A 24,115-nucleotide genomic window follows, 5' to 3' on the forward strand; every position below is an offset into this window, starting at 1 on the left:
GCCAACGCAGTACCGCTGCGCGTCGGAATCGCTGCTGCGGCGGTTCCGCAAGGAGGGTGCGCTGCCGACGCTCCACCCACTGATCGACCTGTGCAACGCGACCTCGCTGGCGTTCGCCATCCCGGTGGCAGTCTTCGATATCTCAGCCATTGACGACCACATTGAGGTGCGTCACGCGACCGGCGACGAGCGCTATCAGTCCTTCTCTGGCGAGATCGAGCAGCCTGATCCGGGCGAAGTCATCTTCGCCGACGCGAGCGACAACGTGCACGCCCGCCGCTGGACCCATCGGCAAAGCGGCTCGTCAGCCGTGAGCGCAACGACAGCGCACGTCCTGATCGTCACGGAAGCGATGCACGACACCGCCGCAGCCGACATCGAGGCGTTGCTGGCATCGCTCTCCAGCAACATCGGCGCGGCGTGGCAGACAGAGTCCCGCACGGCGATACCGACAGCCAGCAAGCCGCGCGTTGCGTTCTGACCGTGTGGCTACAGGAACTCACCCACCGGGAGATTGAGATCGATCGTCCCGTGGAGCAGATTGTCAGCTGCTCCCCTGGCCGTATCAGACAACAGGCGCATCAACACCACAACATCGAGTGCCGCGCTGCTCAGTGCGCCGGGCGCACGGCTGCCGATCAGTACGACATCGGGCGCGATCGGCCAGCTCCCGGCTGCTGCGTACAGCGGGGCAAGCGCGGGTGCGCAGGTGAAGACGCCGATGTCGACGCCGGATTGCTCGATGTGGCGCGTTGCAGTAGCGATGACGCGCGTGGCAAGCCCCTGACGCTGATGGGCTGGATCGGTCGCAACGCTGGATAGCCCCGCAATGGTGAACGACTGGCCGCCGTGCTGGATCGTTTTGCTGATGACGCCCGCGTAGCTCACGACGCGACCATCGATGCAGATGAAGAATGACCGCGCATGCAGGCCGGGTGCATGCAACGGCCTTGCGGCATCGTCTGACGTGGAATCCGTCGACCCGTATGCCGCGTCGACAAGGCTGGTGATAGCGCGGCGCAGGGGTGCGGAGGCATCATCGTACAGCAGTGTCTGCACGTCATGGAGATTCAACGAGGCAGTCGCAGACACAACCGATGATCCATTCACTCGCTGATGGTCTCAAGAACCGCCGGATCGCGTGCTACAGCACCGGATTGAGCAATATACCCTACAGTATGGGCAAGGGCTTTCGTCCGACGGTCCATGCACGATGCTGCATGGACCGGCCATCCTGGTCGACAGGGCGCGATATGGTGTCATGGGTCAGAAGAGGGAATGGAGTGAGGCATGAGCGACCGCTATCCAGCCAAGCAGTACGCGATGGACTGGATTGAGCAGAACCGTCAGCGGCTATCGGACTTTGATATCGAGATCTGGAACTACGCTGAGCCGGCCTGGCGCGAGTACAAGTCGGCCAGAGCCTATGTCGAGCTGCTCAAGGCCGACGGCTGGGATGTTGAGGAGGGTTCCGGCGAGATGCCGACCGCCTTCGTCGCCCGCTGGGGTGATGGCGGGCCGGTGCTCGGCGCCTACGCCGAGTACGACGCCGTGCCGGGCAACTCGCAGGAGCCAAGCCCGGAGCGCGCGCCACGCGCGGGACTGCACCCGTACACCTCCGGCCACACCGACCCGCACTCGATGCTCGGCGTCGCCGGGCTGACCGGCGCACTAGCGGCCAAGGCCGCGATGGAGAAGTACAACATCAAGGGGCAGCTCGTCTTCTTCGGCGAGCCGGCCGAGAAGCTGTGCGGCTCCAAGCCGATCCACGCCGCCAAGGGCTATTACGACAACTTCGACGCCTTCATCTGCTACCACCCGTGGCCGCAGAACACGGTCGAGTGGCAGTCGCACTTCGGCGCGTACTACGCCTGCGTCTTCACCTTCGAGTGCGTCGACCCGGAGGGTTTGGCATCTGGTCGGGCGGTGCCGCCCGGCAACCTGGCCTGGCCGGCCGCGTGCCCGGCGCGGTCGATGCGCTGATGCTGATGTACACCAACACGAAGTTCACCCGCGACGCGATGTTCGCCCACGCCGGCAACTGGACGCTGAACGAGGTGATCCTCCACGCCGGCGACGCGACCGCCGATAACCTCGCGCCGCGCTTCGCCCAGATCCAGTACGCCTGGCGGACGCCCGACCTGACCATGCAGGAGCACATCTGGAACGTGCTGGCCGACAACGCCCGCCACGCCGCCGCCGTCAGTGGCTGCGAGGTGTCGGTGCGCTGGGTGTCGAAGACCCGCGTCGCCCTGCCCAATCAGGCGATGGCCGACCTCACCTGGCGCAACCTGGCCCAGATCGGTCCGCCGGAATACGACGAATCAGCCAAGGCTTTCGGGCGCGAGATCCAGAAGAACCTCGGCCTGCAGGCGATGGACAACCCGTTCCCCGATGACGTCACGCGCCTGCTGCCACCGCAGGACTACGAGGAGCAGGTCCGCGCGCAGCTCCCCTCATGGCAGCCGTTTATCGGCGCGGATGACTATGTCGAGTACATGTGGCACGCACCAGCGGTGCGGCTGCTGACCGCGCGGCCCCGGCTGCGTCCGCCCTCTGCTGGCTACCAGTACCCGGCCTGGACCTATCTGGCGATGGGTGGTCGGCCGGAGATCATGGATCCGGGCATGTTCGTCGGCGGCCAGACGATCGCCGCGACGCTGCTCGACCTGGCGACGAAGGAGGACGAGCTGGCCAAGGCCAAGGCCGAGTTCGTCGAGCGTACCGGGGGCGGCGTCGGCGGCAGCAACTGGGTCGGCCCGCTGCTACCGAAGGACATCGTCCCGCCGCACGACCTGAAGTGGCCCGAATACATCACCACCGAGCGCGGCGACGAATGGGTCGTCCCGACGCCGTTGACGTGGGGTGAGAAGCTGTAAGAATCCGATCCATGAGGACAGCGGCACGATCGGGAACGGTCGTGCCGCTATTCATCGCTACGGCTTGCCCCTCATGGCACCAGCCACGGGTGCCGCTCAACAAGCTTGGCGGCTTTGTCGGGCTCGACGGAGCGAATGAAGGCGAGGTAGCCGCGCGCGTATTCGCGGACGTCCTGGCCAAGGTACTGGCTGGCGCTGTCGAAGCCGTCGCGCTCGGTGTTATGCAGGATCGCGCGGAAGCGGCGCAGGCTCTCGCGGGGGATGCGCACGCCGTCGTTGACGACGAGGCCGGTAACGATCTGGCGGTGGTGGGCGCGCATGACGCGCGTCTTGCCGTCGTTGAGGGCGAAGCCTTCCTCGCGCACGATGACCTGCACGCTCGTCACCAGACGCCCGACATCCGCATCGTTCGAAGCGTGCGAGAAGGTCATGTCGTCGGCGTAGCGTGAGTAGACAAACCCGTGCTTCGCCGCCAGGCCGGAAAGTCGCGCATCGAGCCGCCGACTGATGAGGTTCGAGATAGCCGGCGAGGTCGGCGCACCCTGCGGCAGGCAAGCGTACTGCAGGTCGTCGCGCGAGCGCGGCGCGGTCGTGGTGAGCAGAGCCAGCATTGTTGAGATGCCAGAGCTGTAGCCGAGCGCCGCGAACATCCCGCGCACCCGCCGCCAGCCGATCGTCGGGAAGAAGTCGGTCAGGTCGAGCTTGACGACGACGGCGCAGTTGGTATGCAGCATGGCGTGATCGACGACCGACGCACCGCTGTAGAACGCTGTCGCCGCCGGATGGATCGGGACCTTCGTCAGGATATTGCGCAGAATGGCGCGCTGCGCTATGCGCATGTCCATCTTCGGCGCGCTGATCGTGCGCGTCCCACCACTGCGCTTGGCCACCGTGAAGTGGATGTAGTGATCCTGCTTGCGCGTGCGCCCGTATTGCGGATAGCACAGCCAGACGAGGCGGCCCTCCGGGATGCCGAGCAGCTCAGCGACATCGGTAACGTTGCTGAGTGGTGGCAAGCCGAGGCTGGCGACGCGCTCGGGATCGCCATCGTTGAAGCGCATGGAGGACTGGACACCCAGGCCGAGGAAGATGTGACCCGGCCGCCGACGCGAGCGCGACGTGCCGTCCGAATCCGGAACCGCGCCAATCGAGCTCAGAATGCGTCGCAGCAGGTTCATCGGCAGCCTGTCTGTTCGTGCGGATTACCACCAATAGCGGACGGGGCCTACCATGACGCTCCTGGTCTGGCGTACCGAAGGTGCCAGACCGCATGGCACACCCTATGTGCCGTGTGTGGAATGTTGGTGTTTCGACGGCCGCGGTGTAACACCGCAGACATATAGCTAGGCCACCAGATCCGCCATTGTGGTGAGCGAGAGTCTACGGGTAGCGCCGCTCATCGTCAATATCAATGTTGGAACAAGCATATAGTGTCTGGTTGGCGGCCACTCGTTTCTGTCATGTGTCGCCCAGACAGCGCTCGCGCAGCTGTGGTGCTGGGTGGAATGGCGTGGTGGATGCCGCGCCGGAGTGTCCGGTGGCCAAACGGGCGTATTGCATACACCCGTTTGGCCTCACGGTCTGATCAGACGGCAACCCCCGACATCGCCCTGACCACACAGACCAACGCCGCCCTGACTTGCCCTGTCCACGCATCCTTGACAGCCTGTCCCGCCACCTGTAACATATTTTTGACAGGTGAAAGGGAAGTGTGTCACCGACATGACGAGCCTGACTGGAGATGAGCTGCTGCTGGCGCTCTCGGCGCTGGCGAATCCTCACCGGCTGCGGATCATCGCGGCACTGAAGGGCCAGCGCAATTACGTCAGCCAGCTGGCGCGGGAGATCGGCATGAGCCGCCCGCTACTGCACATGCACCTGCAGCGCCTGGAGCAGGCGGGGCTCGTCGTCGGCCATCTTGAGCTGTCGGAGGACGGCAAAGCGATGAAGTTCTTCGAGCTGACACCGTTTGCGATCACCCTGTCACCGGAAGAGATTGCCGAGGCCGTGCGCACACTGGGCAACGGCACGACAAACGGAGGTACGGAGGAGCATCCGTGAACCACACGATCCTGACTCGGCTCGACCCAATGCTGCTGGCAGCGTCCCATAATGGTGTCCCGAACGACGTCTGGAGCGGCTGGGGCAGCGTCATCATGGCCGTTGGCGGCATGGTGCTCATCGGCCTGCTGCTGGCGCTGATCATCTGGCAGGTATTCCGCACGGCGCAGTCGAAGATCGTCGTCGCCGAGACCGTCGCTCGCGACGAGGAGTACCGCAAGCTCGCCGAGCAGACCGCCACCGCGCAGGACAAGCTGGCCAGCCAGCAGCAGCGCATCGCCGATGACATGACCGATCTGCGCGAGCGCATTACGGCGATCGAGCGGATGCTGAGCGAGGTTGGCTGAGGCCGTCCGGTTGGACAGGTTGACGGTCGTATTCGCTTCTATATACTCGGAACCGGATATACGTACCGGAAAGGCCACCGATGGCTCAGAAGCGACCTGCCAACCCCCTCGCCCTCGCCGTGCTCGGCTGTCTCTACGAGCGGCCGATGCACCCATACGAGATGGCGAGTGTCCTGCGCACTCGCGGCAAGGACTCCAGCATCAAGATCAACTACGGGTCGCTCTACACCGTCGTCAACTCACTGGAGCGGCGCAAACTGATCGAGCCACACGAGACGCAGCGCGAGGGTCGCCGACCGGAGCGCACCGTCTATCGGCTGACCAATCAGGGCCGGGTCTCGCTGGTCGACTGGTTGAGCGAGATGATCAGCCAGCCGGTCAAGGAGTTCACTCAGTTCGAGGCGGCGCTGTCGTTCCTGGCGGTCCTGCCGCCAGAGGAGGCCGCCGAGCTACTGCAGGAACGAGTCGGGCTGCTGGATCTTGAAATCCACCAGTTACGTGCCGTGCTCGGCATGACAATCGAGCGCGAGATCCCACGGCTGTTCACAGTCGAGGCGGAGTATTGGCTGATGCTACGGGAGGCGGAGCTGGCCTGGGTTCGTGAGCTGGCGGATGAAATCGCCGAGGGTCGGCTGGACAGCATGAACATGTGGCGGGAGATTCAGCGCGAGATCGACGAACGACACGAGGCGGAAGGAGCGGGGGAGATGTCATGACCCCTGAGTAGGAACGCCACAGCCCCCGGCGTGGTGCGGCAACACCATCGCCGAGGGCCGTTGATCCGCGATGCCTCTCCGACGAGCGAAGTTCGGCACACACGGCGCACTCCAATTGTAGCCGGATCGAGTTCGTCCGAAGCGCAACCTCATAAGGAGCTCGATCATGACCGCGACGCACCCAGCGCCGGTCGGTACCAACCATGCCATCGACAGTCGCTCAACGCCCGGGTTATGGCGCTCCTGCTGCATCGGCAGCGCCAGCGTAGCAAGCAGTACGGCACGGCAGCCACACACGAATCCTGTCCTTTCGAGCGCGAGAGAGAAGTCTCCCCTGGGTCGGACTGTGTCGAACGGATCGGGGATCTCGCACTGCAGGGTGCCATTGCCCGGGTGCCCGGACATTTCACGCTGATCACAGCACGTACTGATTCTCCCCTATTTCGATGAAAGGCATCTTACCCATGACCTCGCAGACATCCCCACCGAATGCCGAGTCCAGCATGAGCACGAAGCTGGCGGGCATTCCCTCCGGACGACGCAGCAAGTGGCTGATCGTCCTGCTCTGGGTCGTCATCCTGGCGGTGGCATCGCCGCTGGCCGGCAAGCTCACCTCGGTTGAGGATAACGACACCGCCACCTGGCTACCGCAGAACGCCGAATCGCTGGCCGTGGCGACCGCCGAGGAGGAGATCACGGCCGGCGACCAGATGCCCGCCGTCATCGTCTACCACCGCGACGGCGGGCTGCTGGCTAGCGACCACGAGGCGATCGAAGCGGATCGCCAGGCGCTGTCCGATCTCTTCCCGAGTACGCCACCAAGCCCAGCCATCCCTTCCGAGGACAGGCAGGCAGTGATCTTCACTGTCCCGCTGGCAGTCGCTGAGGACGAGGATCTCGCCAACGGCGTCGACGCAATCCGAGCGCAAGTGCATGACGCGCCGGACGGGCTACAGGTGAAGGTCACCGGTCCGGCCGGATTCACGATGGACCTGGCCAACGTCTTCTCCGGCGTCGACACGACGCTGCTGCTGGCGACCGCCGGCGTCGTCGCGGCGTTGTTGCTGCTGACCTATCGCAGCCCGTTCCTCTGGCTGATCCCGCTGCTGTCGGTCGCGTTCGCTCACCAGCTCGCCGGCGCGACGGTCTACGGGCTGGCGAAGTCGGTCGGACTGACGCTGAATGGACAGAGTGGCGGAATCCTGCCGGTGCTGGTTTTTGGCGCCGGCACCGATTACGCGCTGCTGCTGATCGCGCGCTACCGCGAGGAGCTGCGCCGCCACGAGGACAAGCACGAGGCGATGGCGTTCGCCCTGCGCCAGGCCGGGCCGGCCATCGTCGCTTCCGGCGCGACCGTTGTCGTCGGGCTGCTCTGCCTGCTGGCTGCCGACCTGAACCCGACGCGCAGCCTGGGGCCGGTCGGCGCGGCCGGTATCGTCGCCGCACTGCTGGCGATGCTGACGCTGCTACCTGCCCTGCTGGTGATCTTCGGTCGGCGACTCTTCTGGCCGTTCATCCCGCATTTCGGTTCGGCAAGCCACGAGGCGTCTGGTATCTGGTCGCGGGTCGGCGGCTGGGTGGCACGGCGACCGCGGCCGGTCTGGATCACAACCGTCGTGCTATTGGCGATCCTGGCTAGCGGCCTGCTCGGCCTCGACACCAACCTGCCGCAGGAGAACCAGTTCCGCAACGAGCCGGAAGCGATCAGTGGTCAGAAGCTCATCGCTGAAAGCTTCCCAGCCGGTTCGGGCGCTCCGGCAACAATCATCACCAGCGCCGCAGCAGCCGATGCCGTCTCTGCGGCAGCGAGCGATGTGTCCGGCGTCGCACTGGTCGAGCCGCGCGGAGGCGATGCTGACCGCGCGGTGCTGGCGGCGACGCTCACCGCCGAGCCGGGCAGCCAGGCGGCGTTCGACACGATCGACCGACTGCGCGACGCGGTCCACGCCGTCCCAGAGGGGGACGCCATCGTCGGTGGGAACGACGCCATCAGCCTGGACATCGCTCGGGCCAGTGCACGCGATAGCGCTGTCATCATGCCGCTGATCCTGCTGATCGTCGTCGTCATTCTGGCCGCGCTGCTGCGCTCGATCGTCGCGCCGCTGATGCTGCTCGGCACGGTCGTGCTGTCGTTCGCCGCCGCGCTCGGGACAAGCGTCGTCGTCTTCGACCGCGTATTCGGCTTTGCCGGCATGGACCCATCGACACCGCTGCTTGCGTTCGTCTTCCTGATCGCGCTGGGCATCGACTACAACATCTTCCTGATGGGGCGCGTCCATGAGGAGGCGAGTCAGATCGGCACACGCGCCGGCATGCTGCGCGGCCTGGCCGTTACTGGCGGCGTCATCACCTCGGCTGGTCTGGTGCTGGCCGCGACGTTCGCGGTGCTCGGCGTGCTGCCGCTCGTGTCGATGACCGAACTCGGCTTCATCGTCGCCTTCGGTGTGCTGCTCGACACGCTGATCGTGCGCTCGATCCTCGTCCCGGCGCTGACGTTCGACATCGGCCCGACGATCTGGTGGCCCAGCCGCCTGGCGCAGCCGGAGTCGGTCGTCAGCCGTCTCGCGCCGAGCTTGCAGCCTGCCGAAGCCATCGATCAATAGGCAGCGAGACGCTGGGAAGGTGGTAGTGGTGCCGCCTTCCCAGCGTGCTGGTTCGCAGCCACAGCGTCCGGCGGGTGTCCACTGTCCCCTCGGACAGGTCAAAACACGACCCTGCTGTCGATGTGCAACAGGGCGTGAACACCTAGGATAGAACCATCACCGGCACTGACGCCGGGACGACGGGTTCGCAATGCAGCGGACCGACTCTCTCGCAATGAGGCGAAAGGAGCCCCGCATGATCGACATGCCTACCCAGCCGCGGCGGCCTTCCTTCCGCGACCACAGCACCTTCTGGACAACGGCTGCGCTTCTCGCCACCGTCGCCATCATGGTCGCGGGCATCGGGCTGATGGCATTCGGCCCAACCGCAGCAGCGCTGATTCTCCTCACCGAGATCACCGTCGCATTGGCGGCGGGCATGCGCTAACACTCGCGGCCCTATCCCTCAACGAACGATCTTCCGGCCAGGGACAGCGTTGTTCCTGGCCGAGACTGAGCCTGAAAGCAGCACCAACGATGGAGATCCCTGTCGAGCGTCGCAGCGCACCACGCGAGCGACGCGTATCATACGCCGTGCTTGAGTTCGGGGCAACGCTCTGCGGAACTGTGTTGATTGCCGGCGCAGCCTACACCGGCCTCGGGCTGATGGCAGCCGCGCTCGTCCTCGGTTTCATGCTGGCGCTGGCCCTGATATTCGCCGTCTGATACCCGCATGGGTACGGCGGCAGGCGATGGCGGTGTGACTGGCTACGGCTGGTACACCGCCATCGCTGTGTAGTTCTGACCGATCCAGGTGCGCGACCAGGCGCGCTCGAACGTCTCGCGGTCGGCTATCCGGTAGGCACCTTCGGTCCCGGGAAGCGCGGAGTCGTGGTAGACCACCTGCCCGCTGCCGGTCACGCCGAGGAAGACGACGTAGTGGTCGCCGTCGTAGTCGATCTGCTCGTGGCCGGGCAGTGACCGCTGATGGACCAGCGCGATGACCGGACGTCCGGCGCGCGTCTCGTTCAGCATCTCGTCGATCGACCAGGTGCGGAAGCCGCCATCTGCGTACGGTCCATCGACGGCGAAGCCGCGCTGCTGCAACGCTGCAATCAACGACGACCAGTCCAGCCCGCTATCCGGGTACCAGTCGCCGGTGATCGTATTGACCGACTCACGCAGGTCGAACAGCGGCTCGACGTGGCCATAGGCCGCCATCGCCATCGCGATCGACGCGATCCCACAATTGCTGGACTGGTAGATCGAACCGTCCTTCTGGGTGTAGTAGGCGGTCAGGACGCGTTCACCACCACTGGGCGTCACGATCGCCGTCGGGGTCGACGCGCCGTGGCGCAGCGCCGTGTCGGTGAAATATGGCGCGGCGATAGCCGGTGTGGCGGGCAGCGCAACCATCGCAACGAAGGTGGTCGCGACGAGACGGCGACGCAGGTTCATCTCGAGTCCTCTGGCAGGCGATCAAACACTCCGGCAACCATACCAGCGAACGATCGCTAGCTGCGAGCGAGGCGCTCCTCCAGCAGCGCTTTCAGGACGACAGCATCGTTGTGCTCGGTGTCCTTCGCACCGTAGACGAGCGTCACCGTACCAGCGCGAGCGGCGTCGAGCAGCGGCTGCCAGGCGTCGGCATTGTCCTCCAGCTCGGCACGATAGCGCTGCTGAAACTCCGGCCACTTCTCCGGGTCGTGGCCGAACCACTTGCGCAGCTCGGTGCTGGGCGCAACGTTACGCAGCCAGGCCACAATCTCCAGCGCCTCCTTGCGCACCCCACGCGGCCACAGCCGATCAACCAGGAAACGTGCGCCATCATCAGCAGACGGTAGATCGTAGGCGCGTTTGAGCTGGATCATGGGGCGGCTCCCGTCGCGGAAATGAGCGAATGCGGACGGTGTCTATACTACGACCTGCAAAGCAAAGTTGCGGCAGCGGGGTGGGCTCAATTGATCGGCAGCCACCCCCGAAGCCTGTCATTTGCCGTCCTGGGGGCACCCGGCAGTGAGAAATCTCCCACCCATTCGCACCAGTCAAACCCTGCCGGGTGCCTGGCCGATTCTGGCTGTAGCGTCTGGATACGCACCGCATGTCACCGCGACGGCAGCACTCGTATTGGGTCTACATCCTGTCAAACGTCCTCGGTCGGTCAGGGACGCTCTACGTCGGCGTAACGAATAACCTCCAGCGTCGTGTCCGGGAGCACACGCAATTGCGACCCGACACGTTCACAGGTCGCTATGGAGTCACCCACCTCGTTCACTGCGAGGAGTTTCGGTATATCAGTGACGCGATCGGCCGCGAGAAGCAGATAAAGGGCTGGGGGTGATCGCGCAAGCTCGATCTGATCGAAGCGGAGAACCCTGGCTGGGTGGACTTGAGCGCGGGGTGGTTTGAGGAGTGATCATGTTCCGCGTGTGTCTGCTGCGAATGGGTGGGAGATTTCTCACTGCGGTTCGAAATGACAGGATACGGGGGTGGCTGTCGGCTCGGGATGCTCGCCATTGATGGAAGTGATGAGTCGCTGGAACGGCAGCATCGCTCTTCCCCTTTTCATTCTGAATGCGTTGTAAATGTTAAGTTGTCCGATCGGCAGCCAACATTTTGTCCTGTCATTTCGAACCGCAGTGAGAAATCTCCCACCCGCTCGCACTGTGTCGAACGTGGAGCGGATTCTTCACTCGCGGTTCCCTCTGGGCCACGCATGACAGCGAAAGAGGCTGGGGCGCTGCCACGGGCAGCTGTATCGGGCGGGTGGGAGATTTCTCACTGCCGGGTGCCCCCAGGGCGGCAAATGACAGGACAAAAGGGTGGCTGCCGTGCCTGAACAAGGCAGTGATGCCAGCTCCGTCTCTATATGACCCGCTTGGGGGATGGCCGCGCCCACCACTTCATGTTGATCTATCCGTACTCACCACTCGTTCGACCGTAACCGCCCCGCCACACCGGCGCTTGTCATCCACGTACGTACAGTGTGCGCAATGCGCGAAGGGAGTGTGTTGGTGAAACCGTTTCTGACGCTGGCAGCCGTTGTGGCGCTGGTGCTGACCCTTGCTGCACCAGCCGCGGCATATCACGAAAGCGACGAGACGCACCCGTTCGGCAGCGATGCCTTCGAACGGACGTGGGCCCGCACCGACAAGCCGGTGGCCGACCTGAACGTCAGCCGAACCTGGATGTGGGGTCCGAGCCCGTACACCGAGATCATGCAGGAAGAATACGCCGAATCTCCTGCCGGATATCGCTGGGTCCAGTACTTCGACAAGAGCCGGATGGAGATCAACAATCCCGCTGGTGATGAGAGCTCGCTCTGGTACGTGACCAACGGCCTGCTGGTCAGTGAGATGGTCGATGGCTACTACCAGACCGGCGACAGCCAGTTCGACTCCTCGCCTGAACCGGCCGCAATCGGCATCGCCGGTGATCCCGACTCCGGCGCACCGACCTATGCCGACATCCACAACCTCGGCCTGCGCGATGTAGCACCCGTCGCAGCCGGAGCGCCGCTCATCACCCGTCTGGATAAGGGCGACTTTCTCAACATGATCGGCGACGATCCCTCGCTGACCGCGCAGGGCGTGACAGCCGGTCCGCTGGCTGCGCCGACCCAGCATCGGGTTGCATCGGTTTTCTGGCAGTTCATGAACTCCGAGGGGTTGATCTACGACACGACCGCAGGTGCGACGATCACCGCCGATCTGTTCGTCAATCCGTACTACGCCACCGGCTACCCGATCACCGAAGCCTACTGGTCGAACGTGTCGGTCGGCGGAACCGAGCAGGACGTCCTCTGGCAGTGCTTCGAGCGCCGCTGCCTGACCTACACGCCGGGCAATGACGCCGGTTGGCAGGTTGAGGCCGGCAACGTCGGTCAGCACTACTATCAGTGGCGCTACACGACCCAGCCCGCCACGCTCTTCTTCGTCGCTCTCGATGACAACGGCCAGTCGGGCGCGCCAATCGGCTGCGGCGACAGCCTGATTCCGGTTGCCACGACGATCGAGAAGAGCGCCACGACGGTCGACGCCATCACGAACGCACTGCAGAAGCTGTTCGCGATGGATGACCAGGAATACGGCGAGAGCGGCCTGTACAACGCGCTCTACGCGTCCGATCTGGAAGTGGACAGCGTCGCGATCAATGGCGGTGCTGCGACCGTCGCGTTGACTGGCCAGCTACAGCTTGGCGGCGAGTGTGACGACCCGCGCGTTGAGGCGCAGCTTGAGGCGGTCGTCCTGCAGTTCCCGGGCGTCACCTCAGTTACCTTCACCCTGAACGGTGATCCGCTCCTGCCTGTCGAATAGCGACACACCGGCGGGGTGGGCAAATGCCTGCCCCGCCATATCCCCCTTTCGCATTCCGGCACAAACGTGTATGGTCGCCAAATGCCGCGAGCTTTGCGCGATAACAACACTCGGATGCGATCAAGGAGGGGGAGATGGCAACAACACCGGCTACCCACAACATCGAGGATCTGTTCTCCGAACATGGTAAGCACGCACGTGCAGGAATGGTTGGGTTCAACCCTCGTTCCGTCGCCAATGTCATCGCCTTCAGCGGTGGCTACCCCGATCCTTCATCGCTCCCGATTCAGGATCTGATCGAATCCACCCGCGTCGCGCTGGAGCGCGACGGCGACTGGGCGCTGGCCTATGCGTTCGGCTCTGGCGTGCCGGAGCTGGTCAGCGAGCTGACCAAGAAGCTGGCCCGCGATCAGGGCATCACGGCCGGGCCGGAGAATATTCTGGTCACCCACGGTTCATCGCAGGCGCTGGCGCTGATCTTTGATCTGTTCGTCAATCCGGGCGACGTCGTCATCGCCGAAGCTCCGTGGTTCATGGGCGCAATCTGGCGAGCGCGCGCGACGGGTGCCGACATCCGCGAGGTGCCGCTCGACGACGAGGGCATCGACATCAAGGTGCTGGAGCAGACGCTGGATCAGGTCGCCGCTGAGGGCAAGCGCGCCAAGCTGCTCTACTGCGTCCCGACGTTCCAGAATCCGTCCGGCCTCACCTACTCGCTGGAGCGGCGCAAGGCAATTGTGGCATTGGCCCAGAAGCACGGCCTGCCGATCATCGAGGACGACGCCTACTTCGATCTGCGCTACGAGGGCGAAGCGATCCCGACAATGTATTCGCTCGATGACCAGGGGCTGGTCATGTACTGCGGTACGTTCTCGAAGACGATCGCCGCCGGCATCCGCCTCGGCTGGTGCGTCGCCGCGCCGACCGTGACGGCGCGCCTGACCGGCCTGAAGAGCGATTCCGGCAGCAACGCCTTCACCAGTCACATCGCAGCGCAGTTCTGCTCGACCGGCACGCTGCAGGAGCACATCACCGAGCTGCGTCCGATCTATCGGCACCGCCGCGATGTGATGCTGGCAGCGCTCGAAGAGCACATGCCGCACGGCACATCCTGGACGCACCCCGAAGGCGGATTCTTCATCTGGATGACACTGCCGGAGGGCGCAACGTGCGCACCGCTGGCTGAAGCGGCGAACGCACGCGGCGTCGGCATCAGCCAGGGCATGATGTTCTTTGCCAACGGAGGCGGCGAGCGCAACGTACGGCTCTCGTACTCGTTCAACAACGATGAAGAGATCCAGAACGGCATCGCCGTTCTGGGCGAGCTGGTGAGCGAGCAGCTGGCCAGCCAGAGTTGACGAATCCGGGGCAACGGGAGTGTAGGCATATCCATGGACCGATGTTTGACACCAACGCCTATCTGAACCGGATCGGGCTTGATCTTCCGGGCGCGCCGAGCATTGAGCTGCTCGGCGCGCTCCACGAGGCGCACCAGTTGGCCGTGCCGTTCGAGAACCTCGACATTCACCGCGGCGTGCCGATCAGTCTCGATCCCGATGACCTGTACACCAAAATCGTCGAGCAGCGGCGCGGCGGCTTCTGCTACGAGTTGAACGGCCTGTTCGCGATGCTGCTCGACAGCCTCGGATTTGCCGTGACGCTGCTATCGGCGCGCGTCACCCGGGCCGCTGGAGGATTCGGACCCGAGTTCGATCATCTCGCCCTGCGCGTCGATCTTGATGAGCCGTGGCTGGCCGATGTCGGCTTCGGCGATTCGTTCCGCCAACCGCTCCGGCTGACACCCGACGCCGAACAGACCGACGGTCTCGGGCGCTACCGCATCACGACCGATGGGGCTGACCACGTGCTGCAACGCTATCGCGACGACGTCTGGGCGGCACAGTACGCGTTCAGCCTGACTCCGCATCAGCTCGCCGAGTTCGAGCCGATGAATATCGTCCAGCAGACCTCACCGGAGAGCCACTTCACCAAGCGCCGCATGGCGACGCTGCCGACCGCAACCGGTCGGATCACGCTCGCCGATCTGAGATTCATCAGCAGCAGTTCGGGCGAACGCGAGGAGCGAACGCTCGCCGACGAGGAGGAGGCGCAGGCTATCCTCCGCGAGAAATTCGGCATGCTCCTGCCATGAGACGCCGAAGGAACGCGCGATGAGTGTCGGCTCGAATCAGCCAGTGAGGGTGCCGATCCCACGACGCGCGGTTGTGATGATCCTGTCGGTCATCGCCGGGCTGCTGCTCGTGGCACACATGCTCGTCTCGCTGAATCGCTTCGTACTCGACCTGCACTTCTTCGCCGCCGACAACCTCTTTGTGCTGTTCGACATGTGGAGCGAGGTGTCGATCCCGAGCTGGTATTCGGTGGTGCTGCTGCTGATTGCGTCGGCCATCCTGGCGGTCATCGCTGTCGCGAAGTACGCCGTTCGCGATTCGTTTCGGCTGCACTGGGCGGTGCTGGCGGTCATCTTTCTGGCGCTCTCGCTCGACGAAGCAGCCGACATCCACGGGCAGGCGTCCTACACGCTCAACGAAAAGCTGAACACGAGCGGCTTCCTGGCCTACGCCTGGATCATCCCGGCGGCGTTGCTGGTGCTCGTCGTCGGGCTGGCCTATCTGCGCTTCCTGCTGCACCTGCCGCCAGACGTCCGCATCCGGGTCGCCATCGCCGGCGCTGTCTTCCTGTCCGGCGCGCTGGTCATGGAGGCGATCGAGGGACGCTACGACTCCAGCCACGGCGTCGAGACGATGACCTACCGCGTCATGGTCGGGATCGAGGAGACGCTCGAAATGGCCGGTACGATCCTGTTTATCTCAACGCTTCTGGCATATCTGGCATCGCTGGCCGAGACCGTTGAGCTGCGGATTCGGCCCGATTGACCCGCCGGACAGCCAGCAAGAGAACAAGCAACCCAGCCAGCCCCATCACGAGCGTCAGGATCGTCAGACGCACATCCGCATAGCGCACGGCGGCGATGTCGAGCGTCACCCGGAAGTGCAGCACATCCCGCACAGCGACGACAATCGGCGAATCGGCGACCTGCCAGAGCGCGGCGTGCAGCTGATCCGCTGAGGCGGCGTACTCCACGACGTAGCGATCGAACGGCACGAGCAGCGGCAAGAGCGACACGAACAGCCCGAGCGCCGCCACAGCACCCAGCGCGACCCGCCAGACCTGGCGATCCCACGCACGCTCAATCAATTCGGCCGCCGGCAGCAACAGCAGCGGCAGCAGCGGTACGAGGAAGCGCGGCCCCCAGACGCCACCGCCCCACCAGACGTAGTACTGGCCATACAGCAGCAGCGTCCCGGCCAGCATGCCGAGAATTGTCAATGACAGCGCCGGGTGCTTGCGTCCGAACCAGACCACGCCGACCAACGCCAGCAGCAGCGGCGGGTTGTACCAGAACAGCCCGCGACCGGGCGACAACAGCAAGCCTTCGAGGCCAGTGAGCAGCGGCGTCGTGTAGGCACTGGCCTCAGCCCCGTAGCCGCTATCAAACGGGCTGCCGAATCTGACGGCGTTGTAGGCACCGACGCCGACCAGCCAGAGCGCGATCGGACCGCCCCAGGCAAGGCACATCCGCACCGTCGCCCTGCCGACCGAGCGCTCCCAACGCAGAGCGAACCAGAGCAGCCAGAGGCCGGGCGCGACCAGAGCGACGCCGATGGCCAGCTTCGTCGCCAACGCCAATCCGGCTGCGAAACCGGAGAGGAGCAGCCAGCGGATCGCCCGGTCGGTACCGGCGACACGCTGCGCCCGCTGCAGCCCGTAGACGACAGCTGTCAGGCAGAGCGCCGTCAGCGGCTCGCTAAGGAACGTGCCAGCGTAGTGCATCAGCAGCGTCCCGACCGCCAGCAGCCCGGCGAGCGCCAGCGCCGTGCGCTGCCGGTAGCCAAGCTCGATCGCCAGCAGGAAGAGCAACGCGACCGTCGCCCCTCCGAGCAATGCATTGATCAGACTGGTGCCATAGATGACCGTGCCAGTAAGTTGGTTGCCGAACTGATCGACAACGATCTTCAGCGCCAGCAGGTGCGGCAGCGGGTAGGTGGCAAAGACGAACGCCGGGATCGCGACGAGCGACTGGCCAATGCCGTACTTGGCATAGCCGCGTCCATCTTCGCCGGGCATCGCCGATGCAGTAAAGCCGGCTGCATCCAGCGTCGGATCAGCAGCCACGGCGTCGAACGTCGGCGAGGTGACCGCGAACGAGCGCCGCTCGACCATGCTCTCAGTGACCTGGAACATCAGCGTGTCGTCGCCAAACAGGAAGACGCCGCGCGCCACGGCTGCGTACAGCAGCGTCACGCCGACCAGGATCAACAGAGCGACGGTTCGCGCCCCGTCCGACCGTGTATTCCGCAATCCACGCCTACCTTCCCACACTACGCAAGCATAATGCGAACGCCCGGCCAATGATGGCCGGGCGTTCGGGAAGAGAGGGAGGAGGAGTTGTAATCGCTAGTCGTCGCCGGATGTCGCCTGCGCGTAGGCCGGCTCCACCTGGCGCTGTACGCCTTCAACCCGCAGATCCGGCAGCCAGTGCAGCCACTGCGGCATGTACCAGTTGCGGCCACCAAGCAAGCGCATCGTGGCCGGCACGAGGATCGATCGCACGACCGTCGCATCGAGCAGGATGGCGACGGCGAGGCCGAAGCCCATCTGCTGCATCATGACCAGGTTGCCCGATGAGAATCCGGCAAAGACCGCGACCATGATCAGCGCCGCACCAGTGATGATCTTCGCCGTCGCCTGCAGACCGACCGCAACCGACTCGCGGTTCTTCAACGTCAGATCGTAGTGCTCGCGGATCCGGCTCAGCAGGAAGACGTGGTAGTCCATCGACAGGCCGAACAGGACGCAGAACAGGAAGATCGGGATCCACGATTCGATCGTGGGCACCTGCTGGAAGCCGAGTAAGCCAGCCCCAACGCCCTTCTGGAAGACCAGCACGAGGATGCCGTAGGCCGCGCCGACCGAGAGCAGGTTCATGACGATCGCCGTGATCGGCACGACCACCGAGCGGAATGCCAGCATCAACAACACAAAGCTGAGACTCAACACGAAGCCGAACACGATCGGCGTATAGCGTTCGATCAGGCTGTTGAAGTCAGCATTGAAGGCCGAGTCGCCGGTCACGTAGACGTTGGCACTCGTGCCACGGAAGTTGTCCGGCACGATCTCGTTGCGCAACCGATCGACCGTCGCGTACGCCTCTTCCGAGTTGGCATCGACCGCCATCGGCGCTGACACGAGCGTCAGATCGCCGGCGTCGTTCACCTGCACCGTCGCCGGGCCGAACTCATGCGAATCAGCCAGCGCGGCAACGAGCGAATCGACACTCGCCTGCACCTGCGGATCAGTCGCCGGTCCATCGACGACGATCTCAACTGGCGTCAGCACGCCGACGTAGAAATCGCGCTGCAGCTCCAGATAGGCGTCCTTGACGTCGCTGGCGGGCAGCGTCTCGACACCCGCAGCGCCGGTCTCGATGTCGGTGTACGGCAGCGCCGCGCCGAGCAGGATCGTCAGGGCCAGCGCGATGGCAAGCACCGGGTGATTCATCACGACGCGCGTGATGGTGCCCCAGAAGCCACGGTGAATCGTCTCCGTGTCGTACGACTTCTGACGCTCGACGGCGGCAGCGTCATACGAGCGGCGTCGCGGCCAGTCCAGCTTGTCGCCGAGCAGCGACAGGAATGCCGGGATCAGCGTCAGCGTCGCCGCGACCGACACCAGCACGACGATCACCGCGCCCGTGCCGAGCGAGCGGAAGATCGTCGTCGGGATCAGGAACATGCCCATCAGCGCCAGCACGACCGTCATGCCGGAGAAGACGACCGCCTTCGAGGCGGTGCCACCGGCGATGGCGATTGCTTCGTGCTTCTCAACGCCGTGTCGGCGTTCCTCACGGTAACGCTCGATGATGAACAGCGAGTAGTCGATCCCGACCGCCAGACCGATCATCGTGATCATGTTGGTGACGAAAAACGACAGCTCAAACGCGCGCCCGACGACCGCCGTGATGCCGAGCGAGACGGCAATCGCCACCAGCGCCAGGATGATCGGCACACCAGCAGCCACCAGCGCGCCAAAGACCACGATCAGGATGAGCAGCGCGATCGGCATGCCGAGCACTTCGGCCTGTTGCAGGTCCTTCTCGGCAATCGAGTTGAACGCCTCGTTGATCGACAGATCGCCGACCGTCTTGACGTCGATGCCCGGAGCGCCCTGCCCGTCAACGATGGCCAGGAAATCGTCGGTGTGCTCTTCGGCCTGGTCGAGCTCGCCGATCATTGTCACCGGGATGACAGTCGCGTGCCGGTCTTCAGACACCATGCTCGCCGCACCCGGATTATCCGAGGCCAGCGCCTCGTAGTAGTTCACGACGGAGCCGACCATGTCCGAGCGGGAGCGGAGGTCGGCAGTTGTCTGCTCAACGACCGCGCGGAACGCCGGGTCGTCGACGGTCACGTCGTCTGCGCGGATGACAATCGTCTCGCTGACTGGCGCTGGACCGCGCAGGCGCTCCTCAAGGAGCTTGTCGCCCTGAACCGACTCCGGTGAGTTGAGGAAATTCATCTCTGTCGTCAGAACATCACCGAGCCCGGAAGCGGCGACGATGGCAAGGATGAGCAGCAATACCCAGGCAGAGACGACGCGCCACGGATGACGCGCGCTGGCCTGCGATATGCCTCGTGTAGAGAAGAGATTCGCCATTGGCGGCTACTCCATTCCAGGAGTTGTGCCGGCTCGCCTCCGAGCCGGCTATTGCACTATGCGGCCCAGCATCCTACTTACCGTTGAAGATGGTCCACCAACGACGGTGGCCGCGGGAGCGAGCGAGCTCCTGCTGGGTGTACTGAGCCATGTACTTCATCGTGACGGCGTCCATCGTGGACCTCCTTCGTCGCGCCTGGGCGCGAATCGCCAGCTGCCTCATTGCATCGGCCGGCAACGTCGCCGGCTCACTGACTCAAAAAAGACTAGTCGCCGATGCCGTTTGCAACCTCCGACGATGGGTCGGAATCGTCCCTGTCCGACCGGTCAGGCCGGATCAGGGCAGTCTGGACACCACCTGCCTTGCTTCATTCATTACGATTAGGGGCGGTGGGAATTACGGATTGCGACGTCGGAGTGAGTAGTGAACGAGCTGGTCATGTTGTGGCGCGGATTGACCATGCGCTGCCCTGTCTGCGGGAGTGGTCATCTGTTTCGGCGCTGGACAAGCATGGTGGAGCGTTGCCCACGCTGTGGCTGGAGTTTCGAGCACGAAGAGGGCTACTGGGTCGGCGCGATGGCATTCAACATCGTGATTACCGAGCTGATCTTCACCGCGATGTTCGTCACCGTCACGATTCGGACCTGGCCGACACTGCCGGTCACGGAACTGATCATCGCCGGTCTCGCCCTGAACCTGGTCATGCCGATCTTCCTGTACCCGATTTCGAAGACGATCTGGGCCGCCGTCGACCTCGCCTTCTTCAACCGCCTGCCACCCGGACGGTTGCAGCGCTGAGCCTGGGTCGACGCGACTGGCGCTGCAGCCTGTTGGCGCGCGAGATGACAACCAGCGAACATGAGGCCACACGACGATGACCAACCACATCGGCCGCCGCATCATCGTCATCGGCAGCTCCGGCTGTGGGAAGACAACGCTCGGAAGTGCAGTTGCCGAGCGACTGGGCATTCCGTTCGTCGAGCTGGACGCGCTCCACTGGGATCCGAACTGGACACCGGCACCCGACGCTGTCTTCCAACGGCGCGTTCGCGCTGCGATCGAGCAGGATGCCTGGGTGCTGGCCGGCAACTACACCTCGAAACAGCAGCACATCAGCTGGCCACACGCTGACACGATTATCTGGCTCGACCTGAGCCTGACAACCGCATTACGGCGTTCGGGGCTACGCAGCTGGCGGCGCTGGCGGACACAGGAGGAGATCTGGAACGGCAATCGGGAGATCATGCGCGATCACCTGGCGTTCTGGGATCCTGACCGCTCCCTGCTCACCTATACGGTCCTGACCCATCGGCGACGGCGGCGACAGTTCGAAGCCGCGCTGTGCGACCCGCGCTGGTCGGAGATCACGTTTGTACGGTTGCGTTCTCCCGCTGCGGTGGATCGCTGGCTTGCCGACCTTCCAGCACGGCCAGACGACGGCTACGCCGCGCAGTAGCCATCCGAATCGCAGTGGGCAGTCTGCGAACCCACGAGGTAGCCCAGGTGGGCATCCTCGTGGAGCGCCAGCGCCAGCAGCACGTCGCGCAACTGCACGCACCCGAGATGCGGGTCATTGATCCGCCGCTCCAGATCAGCCTCATCGGCTGTGCCGAGCACTTCCAGCAGCTCGCGGTCGATGTCGTCGAGCGCGGCCAGCGCGTCGATCTGCGAGAGATGCTGCGGTCGTGGCAGCCGGTCGATTGCCGGCAGGTTGAGAATGTCGCGGGCAACCCGCAAGTACAGACCACTCGACGTATCGCACAGCCGGGCGACAACGCGACCGGCCGAGGAATCGCCTGCGCCGTCGCCGTCAAACGCACTTTCCGGCAGCGCCAGGATGCGCTCACGAATCGCGCGACGAATGTCGGTCAGCGTGATCTCGTAGTCGATCATCGTGTAGCGCGACGCCTCATCGGCGAGCGAAGCCTGCCGGTGGCCGAAGACTCGCGATCGAATCCGGCGCAAGGTGCGACTATCGATCACCGTTACCCAGATCGTCATGCTCCCCCTCCGATGAAGCGCGTTGGTCGCGGATAGATGGGGCTGGGCGTCATTGCCCGCTGCAGGATGACCGCATCGTCCCTGCCCACCCCGGGACTGTGGTTCTCGGCTAGCCCTCGCGGCCCTCACCGAGCGGCGTGAACAGTGCGACCCGGTTGCCGGACGGATCGCGGAAGACACCCATGTAGCCGACACCGGGGATTTCCGCCTTTGTCGACTCGACCGTCGCCCCAAGCGTCTCGGCCTGGTTCAGCATTCCGGGGATGTCGTCGGTCCCCACATAGAGAAGAACTCCGTCGTTGCCGGTTCCGTCACTGTCGCTAACCGGGAATCCGCCGCCGACCCCGTCCCCAGGGTCAAACGACACGTAGTTCATCTCATCGTGATGCGCGATTTTCCATCCGAATAGCTCGCCGTAGAAGCCGCTGCCTGTGTCGGCATCCTTGACTGGAATCTCAATGTGAACGATTGGATGCGCCACGAAGGGATCTCCTTTGGTTTGGCTCCCTGAGTGTCGGGAGATGCGGACGAATCTGCAGTACGTACACCGGTGCCGACACTCATAGTAGAACATCTGTACTACGGTGTCAAGCAGTCATATGCGACCACTTGAGCAGCAAAATGGAGTGTTTCAGGAGACCACTTCCAGTGCAGTTCAGGTGCGTACGTACGCACCTGAACTTGGCCCACATTGTGATGCTGTGAAGACGGCTAGCTAATCGCGTCGCGACGGGCGAACAGCACCACGGCAGCGCCAATGCAGACGACGCTGACGGCAAGCAGAATGGCGAGCCCGCCAAGCTGCAATGTGCCGTCGGCCAGAGCTGCTTGTGGCTTGTAGACGGAGAAGATCGAGTGGCGCAACCAGCTCACCGTGCTGCTCATGCTGGCGATGATCCAGGCGAGGTAGCAACCGATCGTCACGACAGCCGCCAGGGCAGCAGCGCGGCCCCGGTCACTCATGAATGACGAAAACAGCACCGAATAGGCCAGCATCGTGACCAACAGAACAAGCATTGTTACAAATGCTGCCAGGTAGTGGGAGACTGCAAACGACTCATCGACGAGGATCGCGCCGATCCAGATGGCCGCGATCGAGATAGCGACGATGACCGCAGCGACCACGATCAGCGCAGCGACCTTCCCCAGCAGCAACCGCGAGCGACGCTCCGGCACCGACAGCCAGAGATCGACCGTGCCGTCCGCGATCTCCTGAGCCACGACCGAGCTTCCGGCAGTGATCGCGAAGACGCCGACGATGATCGGCCAGATGACGTTCAGCGCCTCAGCGCCCAGAAAGCCGGCCAGTGTCGAGATGTCGTCGATACCAAACGCCTTCTTCAGCGCCTCGGGGTAGATCTCGATCAGCTGGTTAAGCTGTTGAGAATTGTTGCGGACAGTTGGGAATACCGAGACGATGACGAGGATGTACACCGCAGCGCCGACGCCGTAGCCGAGCGCTGACCAGCGCGACTCCTGTAACCAGCGGCGGAACATGACGGTATTCATCCGCGCGCCTCGCCCTCGTCATTCCCGGCCAGAGCCGCCGCAGTTTGGTCGCTGTCGTAGTAGCGCAGGAAGACACTCTCCAGGTCGGGCGGACCGTAGACCAGATCCTCGATCGGCAGCGCGCTGAGCGCGCCCAGCAGCTCGCGCGGATTGCCGCTCACCGCCAGATCGACGTGCAGACCGTCGGCATGCGTCGTCAGAACGCGCACGCCGGGCAGGTTGTCGAACACTGCCGCATCGACCGGCTGCTGTAGCAGCACCTCCATGTGGCGCTCTCGTGTCTCACGCAAACGGTCGACATCCTGGATCGTCACAATCCGTCCCTCGCGGATGATCGCGATGCGATGGGCAACGCGTTCGACCTCATTCAGCATGTGGCTGGAGAGGAACAGTGTCTTCCCGCGCCGCTGCTCATCACGCAGCGCCTCGATCAACGCAACCTGCATGAGAGGGTCCAGGCCGCTGCTCGGCTCATCAAGGATCAGGACCGGCGCATCGTGCATCAGCGCCTGGATGATCGCCAGCTTCTGGCGGTTGCCTTTCGACAGATGCCGGATACGCGCGTTGACATCCAGCTCGAACCGCTCGACAAGCTCCGCTCGTCGCGGTACGTGCCCACCACGGAAGCTGGCGAAGAAGTCCAGGAACTCCGAGCCGGTCATGCGCTCATAGAGGTGAATCTCGCCGGGCAGGAAACCGATCTTCGCCTTGACCTCAGGCGCTTGTGACCAGCAATCCAGACCGAAGACGCGTGCCCGACCCGCCCCCGGACGCAGCATGCCCATCAGAAGACGGATCGTCGTCGTCTTGCCTGCGCCGTTGGGACCGAGGAAGCCGAAGATCTCGCCGGGTTGAACGCTGAAGTCGAGGTCGATAACACCGCGTCGCTTGCCGTAGGAGCGAGTGAGGTGGGTTACTACGATCGGCGCTTCCTCCACTCAACTCCTCCTTGTCCAGAGAACCTC

General features: G+C 64.1%; 26 protein-coding genes. 16 read left to right on the forward strand and 10 right to left on the reverse strand.

Annotated elements, in window-relative coordinates; genetic code table 11:
* Nucleotides 1–481 (forward strand): phenylalanine--tRNA ligase beta subunit-related protein (locus M9890_08045; GenBank protein MCO5176901.1); only part of this gene is annotated, 481 nt, incomplete at its 5' end.
* Nucleotides 482–489: 8 nt separating this feature from the next.
* Here M9890_08045 and M9890_08050 read toward each other — a convergent pair.
* Complete coding sequence (locus M9890_08050) at nt 490–1,092, reverse strand: GNAT family N-acetyltransferase (GenBank protein ID MCO5176902.1); 603 nt, start codon at nt 1,090–1,092, stop codon at nt 490–492.
* Between the two features lie 198 nt (nt 1,093–1,290).
* On the opposite strand from M9890_08050, the gene M9890_08055 reads away from it, so the two are divergent.
* Both M9890_08055 and M9890_08060 read left to right on the forward strand, forming a co-directional pair.
* On the forward strand, nt 1,291–1,983 hold the full coding sequence (locus tag M9890_08055) for a hypothetical protein (GenBank protein MCO5176903.1): 693 nt from the start codon (nt 1,291–1,293) through the stop codon (nt 1,981–1,983).
* Entirely contained in the window at nt 1,890–2,879 is a 990-nt protein-coding gene (locus M9890_08060) for a hypothetical protein (GenBank protein MCO5176904.1), read from the forward strand. The genes M9890_08055 and M9890_08060 overlap by 94 nt, the downstream gene beginning before the upstream one ends.
* Before the next feature lie 71 nt (nt 2,880–2,950).
* Here M9890_08060 and M9890_08065 read toward each other — a convergent pair whose 3' ends face one another.
* Nucleotides 2,951–4,057 carry a reverse transcriptase family protein gene (locus M9890_08065; protein ID MCO5176905.1) on the reverse strand — a complete coding sequence of 369 codons (1,107 nt, stop codon included), beginning with the start codon at nt 4,055–4,057 and terminating at the stop codon, nt 2,951–2,953.
* A gap of 544 nt (nt 4,058–4,601) precedes the next feature.
* Here M9890_08065 and M9890_08070 point away from each other — a divergent pair.
* The 6 genes from M9890_08070 (at nt 4,602) to M9890_08095 (ending at nt 9,311) form a co-directional block, all read left to right on the forward strand.
* On the forward strand, nt 4,602–4,940 hold the full coding sequence (locus tag M9890_08070; protein MCO5176906.1) for a winged helix-turn-helix domain-containing protein: 339 nt from the start codon (nt 4,602–4,604) through the stop codon (nt 4,938–4,940).
* Nucleotides 4,937–5,287 carry a hypothetical protein gene (locus tag M9890_08075; GenBank protein ID MCO5176907.1) on the forward strand — a complete coding sequence of 117 codons (351 nt, stop codon included), beginning with the start codon at nt 4,937–4,939 and terminating at the stop codon, nt 5,285–5,287. The genes M9890_08070 and M9890_08075 overlap by 4 nt, the downstream gene beginning before the upstream one ends.
* 80 nt (nt 5,288–5,367) lie before the next feature.
* The gene (locus M9890_08080) at nt 5,368–6,003 is read left to right on the forward strand and encodes a PadR family transcriptional regulator (GenBank protein ID MCO5176908.1); all 636 of its coding nucleotides are present in this window, start codon (nt 5,368–5,370) and stop codon (nt 6,001–6,003) included.
* Nucleotides 6,004–6,506: 503 nt separating this feature from the next.
* Nucleotides 6,507–8,606 (forward strand): MMPL family transporter, encoded by a 2,100-nt coding sequence (locus M9890_08085; GenBank protein ID MCO5176909.1) that lies wholly within the window; start codon nt 6,507–6,509, stop codon nt 8,604–8,606.
* 235 nt (nt 8,607–8,841) lie between these two features.
* Nucleotides 8,842–9,033 carry a hypothetical protein gene (locus tag M9890_08090; protein MCO5176910.1) on the forward strand — a complete coding sequence of 64 codons (192 nt, stop codon included), beginning with the start codon at nt 8,842–8,844 and terminating at the stop codon, nt 9,031–9,033.
* Nucleotides 9,034–9,122: 89 nt separating this feature from the next.
* Nucleotides 9,123–9,311, forward strand: a complete 189-nt coding sequence (locus tag M9890_08095) for a hypothetical protein (GenBank protein MCO5176911.1) — start codon at nt 9,123–9,125, stop codon at nt 9,309–9,311.
* A 42-nt stretch (nt 9,312–9,353) separates the two neighbouring features.
* Here M9890_08095 and M9890_08100 read toward each other — a convergent pair whose 3' ends face one another.
* Entirely contained in the window at nt 9,354–10,043 is a 690-nt protein-coding gene (locus M9890_08100) for a C39 family peptidase (GenBank protein MCO5176912.1), read from the reverse strand.
* A gap of 56 nt (nt 10,044–10,099) precedes the next feature.
* On the reverse strand, nt 10,100–10,456 hold the full coding sequence (locus M9890_08105) for a DUF488 domain-containing protein (protein ID MCO5176913.1): 357 nt from the start codon (nt 10,454–10,456) through the stop codon (nt 10,100–10,102).
* 230 nt (nt 10,457–10,686) lie between these two features.
* On the opposite strand from M9890_08105, the gene M9890_08110 reads away from it, so the two are divergent.
* The 5 genes from M9890_08110 (at nt 10,687) to M9890_08130 (ending at nt 15,798) form a co-directional block, all read left to right on the forward strand.
* The gene (locus tag M9890_08110; GenBank protein ID MCO5176914.1) at nt 10,687–10,926 is read left to right on the forward strand and encodes a GIY-YIG nuclease family protein; all 240 of its coding nucleotides are present in this window, start codon (nt 10,687–10,689) and stop codon (nt 10,924–10,926) included.
* Nucleotides 10,927–11,599: 673 nt separating this feature from the next.
* Entirely contained in the window at nt 11,600–12,901 is a 1,302-nt protein-coding gene (locus M9890_08115; protein MCO5176915.1) for a GerMN domain-containing protein, read from the forward strand.
* Between the two features lie 134 nt (nt 12,902–13,035).
* Nucleotides 13,036–14,259, forward strand: a complete 1,224-nt coding sequence (locus M9890_08120; GenBank protein MCO5176916.1) for a PLP-dependent aminotransferase family protein — start codon at nt 13,036–13,038, stop codon at nt 14,257–14,259.
* 41 nt (nt 14,260–14,300) lie between these two features.
* Entirely contained in the window at nt 14,301–15,053 is a 753-nt protein-coding gene (locus M9890_08125; protein ID MCO5176917.1) for an arylamine N-acetyltransferase, read from the forward strand.
* Nucleotides 15,054–15,072: 19 nt separating this feature from the next.
* Nucleotides 15,073–15,798, forward strand: a complete 726-nt coding sequence (locus tag M9890_08130; GenBank protein MCO5176918.1) for a hypothetical protein — start codon at nt 15,073–15,075, stop codon at nt 15,796–15,798.
* On the opposite strand, the gene M9890_08135 is transcribed toward M9890_08130, so the two are convergent.
* Both M9890_08135 and M9890_08140 read right to left on the reverse strand, forming a co-directional pair.
* Nucleotides 15,728–17,284, reverse strand: coding sequence for a phospholipid carrier-dependent glycosyltransferase (locus M9890_08135; protein MCO5176919.1), 1,557 nt, complete (start codon nt 17,282–17,284; stop codon nt 15,728–15,730). The two genes, M9890_08130 and M9890_08135, sit on opposite strands and share 71 nt — an antisense overlap.
* A 96-nt stretch (nt 17,285–17,380) precedes the next feature.
* Nucleotides 17,381–19,639 (reverse strand): MMPL family transporter, encoded by a 2,259-nt coding sequence (locus tag M9890_08140; GenBank protein MCO5176920.1) that lies wholly within the window; start codon nt 19,637–19,639, stop codon nt 17,381–17,383.
* A gap of 424 nt (nt 19,640–20,063) precedes the next feature.
* On the opposite strand from M9890_08140, the gene M9890_08145 reads away from it, so the two are divergent.
* Both M9890_08145 and M9890_08150 read left to right on the forward strand, forming a co-directional pair.
* Nucleotides 20,064–20,438, forward strand: a complete 375-nt coding sequence (locus M9890_08145) for a DUF983 domain-containing protein (GenBank protein ID MCO5176921.1) — start codon at nt 20,064–20,066, stop codon at nt 20,436–20,438.
* A 76-nt stretch (nt 20,439–20,514) separates the two neighbouring features.
* Nucleotides 20,515–21,096, forward strand: a complete 582-nt coding sequence (locus M9890_08150) for an AAA family ATPase (protein MCO5176922.1) — start codon at nt 20,515–20,517, stop codon at nt 21,094–21,096.
* Here the strand turns inward: M9890_08150 and M9890_08155 are convergent.
* The 4 genes from M9890_08155 to M9890_08170 form a co-directional block, all read right to left on the reverse strand.
* Nucleotides 21,081–21,641 carry a DinB family protein gene (locus M9890_08155; GenBank protein ID MCO5176923.1) on the reverse strand — a complete coding sequence of 187 codons (561 nt, stop codon included), beginning with the start codon at nt 21,639–21,641 and terminating at the stop codon, nt 21,081–21,083. The two genes, M9890_08150 and M9890_08155, sit on opposite strands and share 16 nt — an antisense overlap.
* Before the next feature lie 109 nt (nt 21,642–21,750).
* Nucleotides 21,751–22,122, reverse strand: a complete 372-nt coding sequence (locus M9890_08160; GenBank protein MCO5176924.1) for a VOC family protein — start codon at nt 22,120–22,122, stop codon at nt 21,751–21,753.
* A gap of 230 nt (nt 22,123–22,352) precedes the next feature.
* Entirely contained in the window at nt 22,353–23,150 is a 798-nt protein-coding gene (locus M9890_08165) for an ABC transporter permease (GenBank protein MCO5176925.1), read from the reverse strand.
* Entirely contained in the window at nt 23,147–24,088 is a 942-nt protein-coding gene (locus M9890_08170) for an ABC transporter ATP-binding protein (protein ID MCO5176926.1), read from the reverse strand. The genes M9890_08165 and M9890_08170 overlap by 4 nt, the downstream gene beginning before the upstream one ends.
* Nucleotides 24,089–24,115 lie beyond the last annotated feature (27 nt).

The organism is Thermomicrobiales bacterium (genome assembly GCA_023954495.1).
Classification (GTDB): Bacteria; Chloroflexota; Chloroflexia; order Thermomicrobiales; family CFX8; genus JAMLIA01.

Bases quoted from the DNA above. Each gene is read 5' to 3' on its own strand.
- M9890_08130 (MCO5176918.1), top strand. From the start codon at position 15,073: ATGAGTGTCGGCTCGAATCAGCCAGTGAGGGTGCCGATCCCACGACGC.
- M9890_08140 (MCO5176920.1), bottom strand. From the start codon at position 19,639: ATGGCGAATCTCTTCTCTACACGAGGCATATCGCAGGCCAGCGCGCGT.
- M9890_08090 (MCO5176910.1), top strand. From the start codon at position 8,842: ATGATCGACATGCCTACCCAGCCGCGGCGGCCTTCCTTCCGCGACCAC.
- M9890_08165 (MCO5176925.1), bottom strand. From the start codon at position 23,150: ATGAATACCGTCATGTTCCGCCGCTGGTTACAGGAGTCGCGCTGGTCA.
- M9890_08110 (MCO5176914.1), top strand. From the start codon at position 10,687: ATGTCACCGCGACGGCAGCACTCGTATTGGGTCTACATCCTGTCAAAC.
- M9890_08120 (MCO5176916.1), top strand. From the start codon at position 13,036: ATGGCAACAACACCGGCTACCCACAACATCGAGGATCTGTTCTCCGAA.
- M9890_08150 (MCO5176922.1), top strand. From the start codon at position 20,515: ATGACCAACCACATCGGCCGCCGCATCATCGTCATCGGCAGCTCCGGC.
- M9890_08100 (MCO5176912.1), bottom strand. From the start codon at position 10,043: ATGAACCTGCGTCGCCGTCTCGTCGCGACCACCTTCGTTGCGATGGTT.
- M9890_08065 (MCO5176905.1), bottom strand. From the start codon at position 4,057: ATGAACCTGCTGCGACGCATTCTGAGCTCGATTGGCGCGGTTCCGGAT.
- M9890_08085 (MCO5176909.1), top strand. From the start codon at position 6,507: ATGAGCACGAAGCTGGCGGGCATTCCCTCCGGACGACGCAGCAAGTGG.
- M9890_08155 (MCO5176923.1), bottom strand. From the start codon at position 21,641: ATGACGATCTGGGTAACGGTGATCGATAGTCGCACCTTGCGCCGGATT.
- M9890_08105 (MCO5176913.1), bottom strand. From the start codon at position 10,456: ATGATCCAGCTCAAACGCGCCTACGATCTACCGTCTGCTGATGATGGC.
- M9890_08095 (MCO5176911.1), top strand. From the start codon at position 9,123: ATGGAGATCCCTGTCGAGCGTCGCAGCGCACCACGCGAGCGACGCGTA.
- M9890_08125 (MCO5176917.1), top strand. From the start codon at position 14,301: ATGTTTGACACCAACGCCTATCTGAACCGGATCGGGCTTGATCTTCCG.
- M9890_08070 (MCO5176906.1), top strand. From the start codon at position 4,602: ATGACGAGCCTGACTGGAGATGAGCTGCTGCTGGCGCTCTCGGCGCTG.
- M9890_08055 (MCO5176903.1), top strand. From the start codon at position 1,291: ATGAGCGACCGCTATCCAGCCAAGCAGTACGCGATGGACTGGATTGAG.
- M9890_08080 (MCO5176908.1), top strand. From the start codon at position 5,368: ATGGCTCAGAAGCGACCTGCCAACCCCCTCGCCCTCGCCGTGCTCGGC.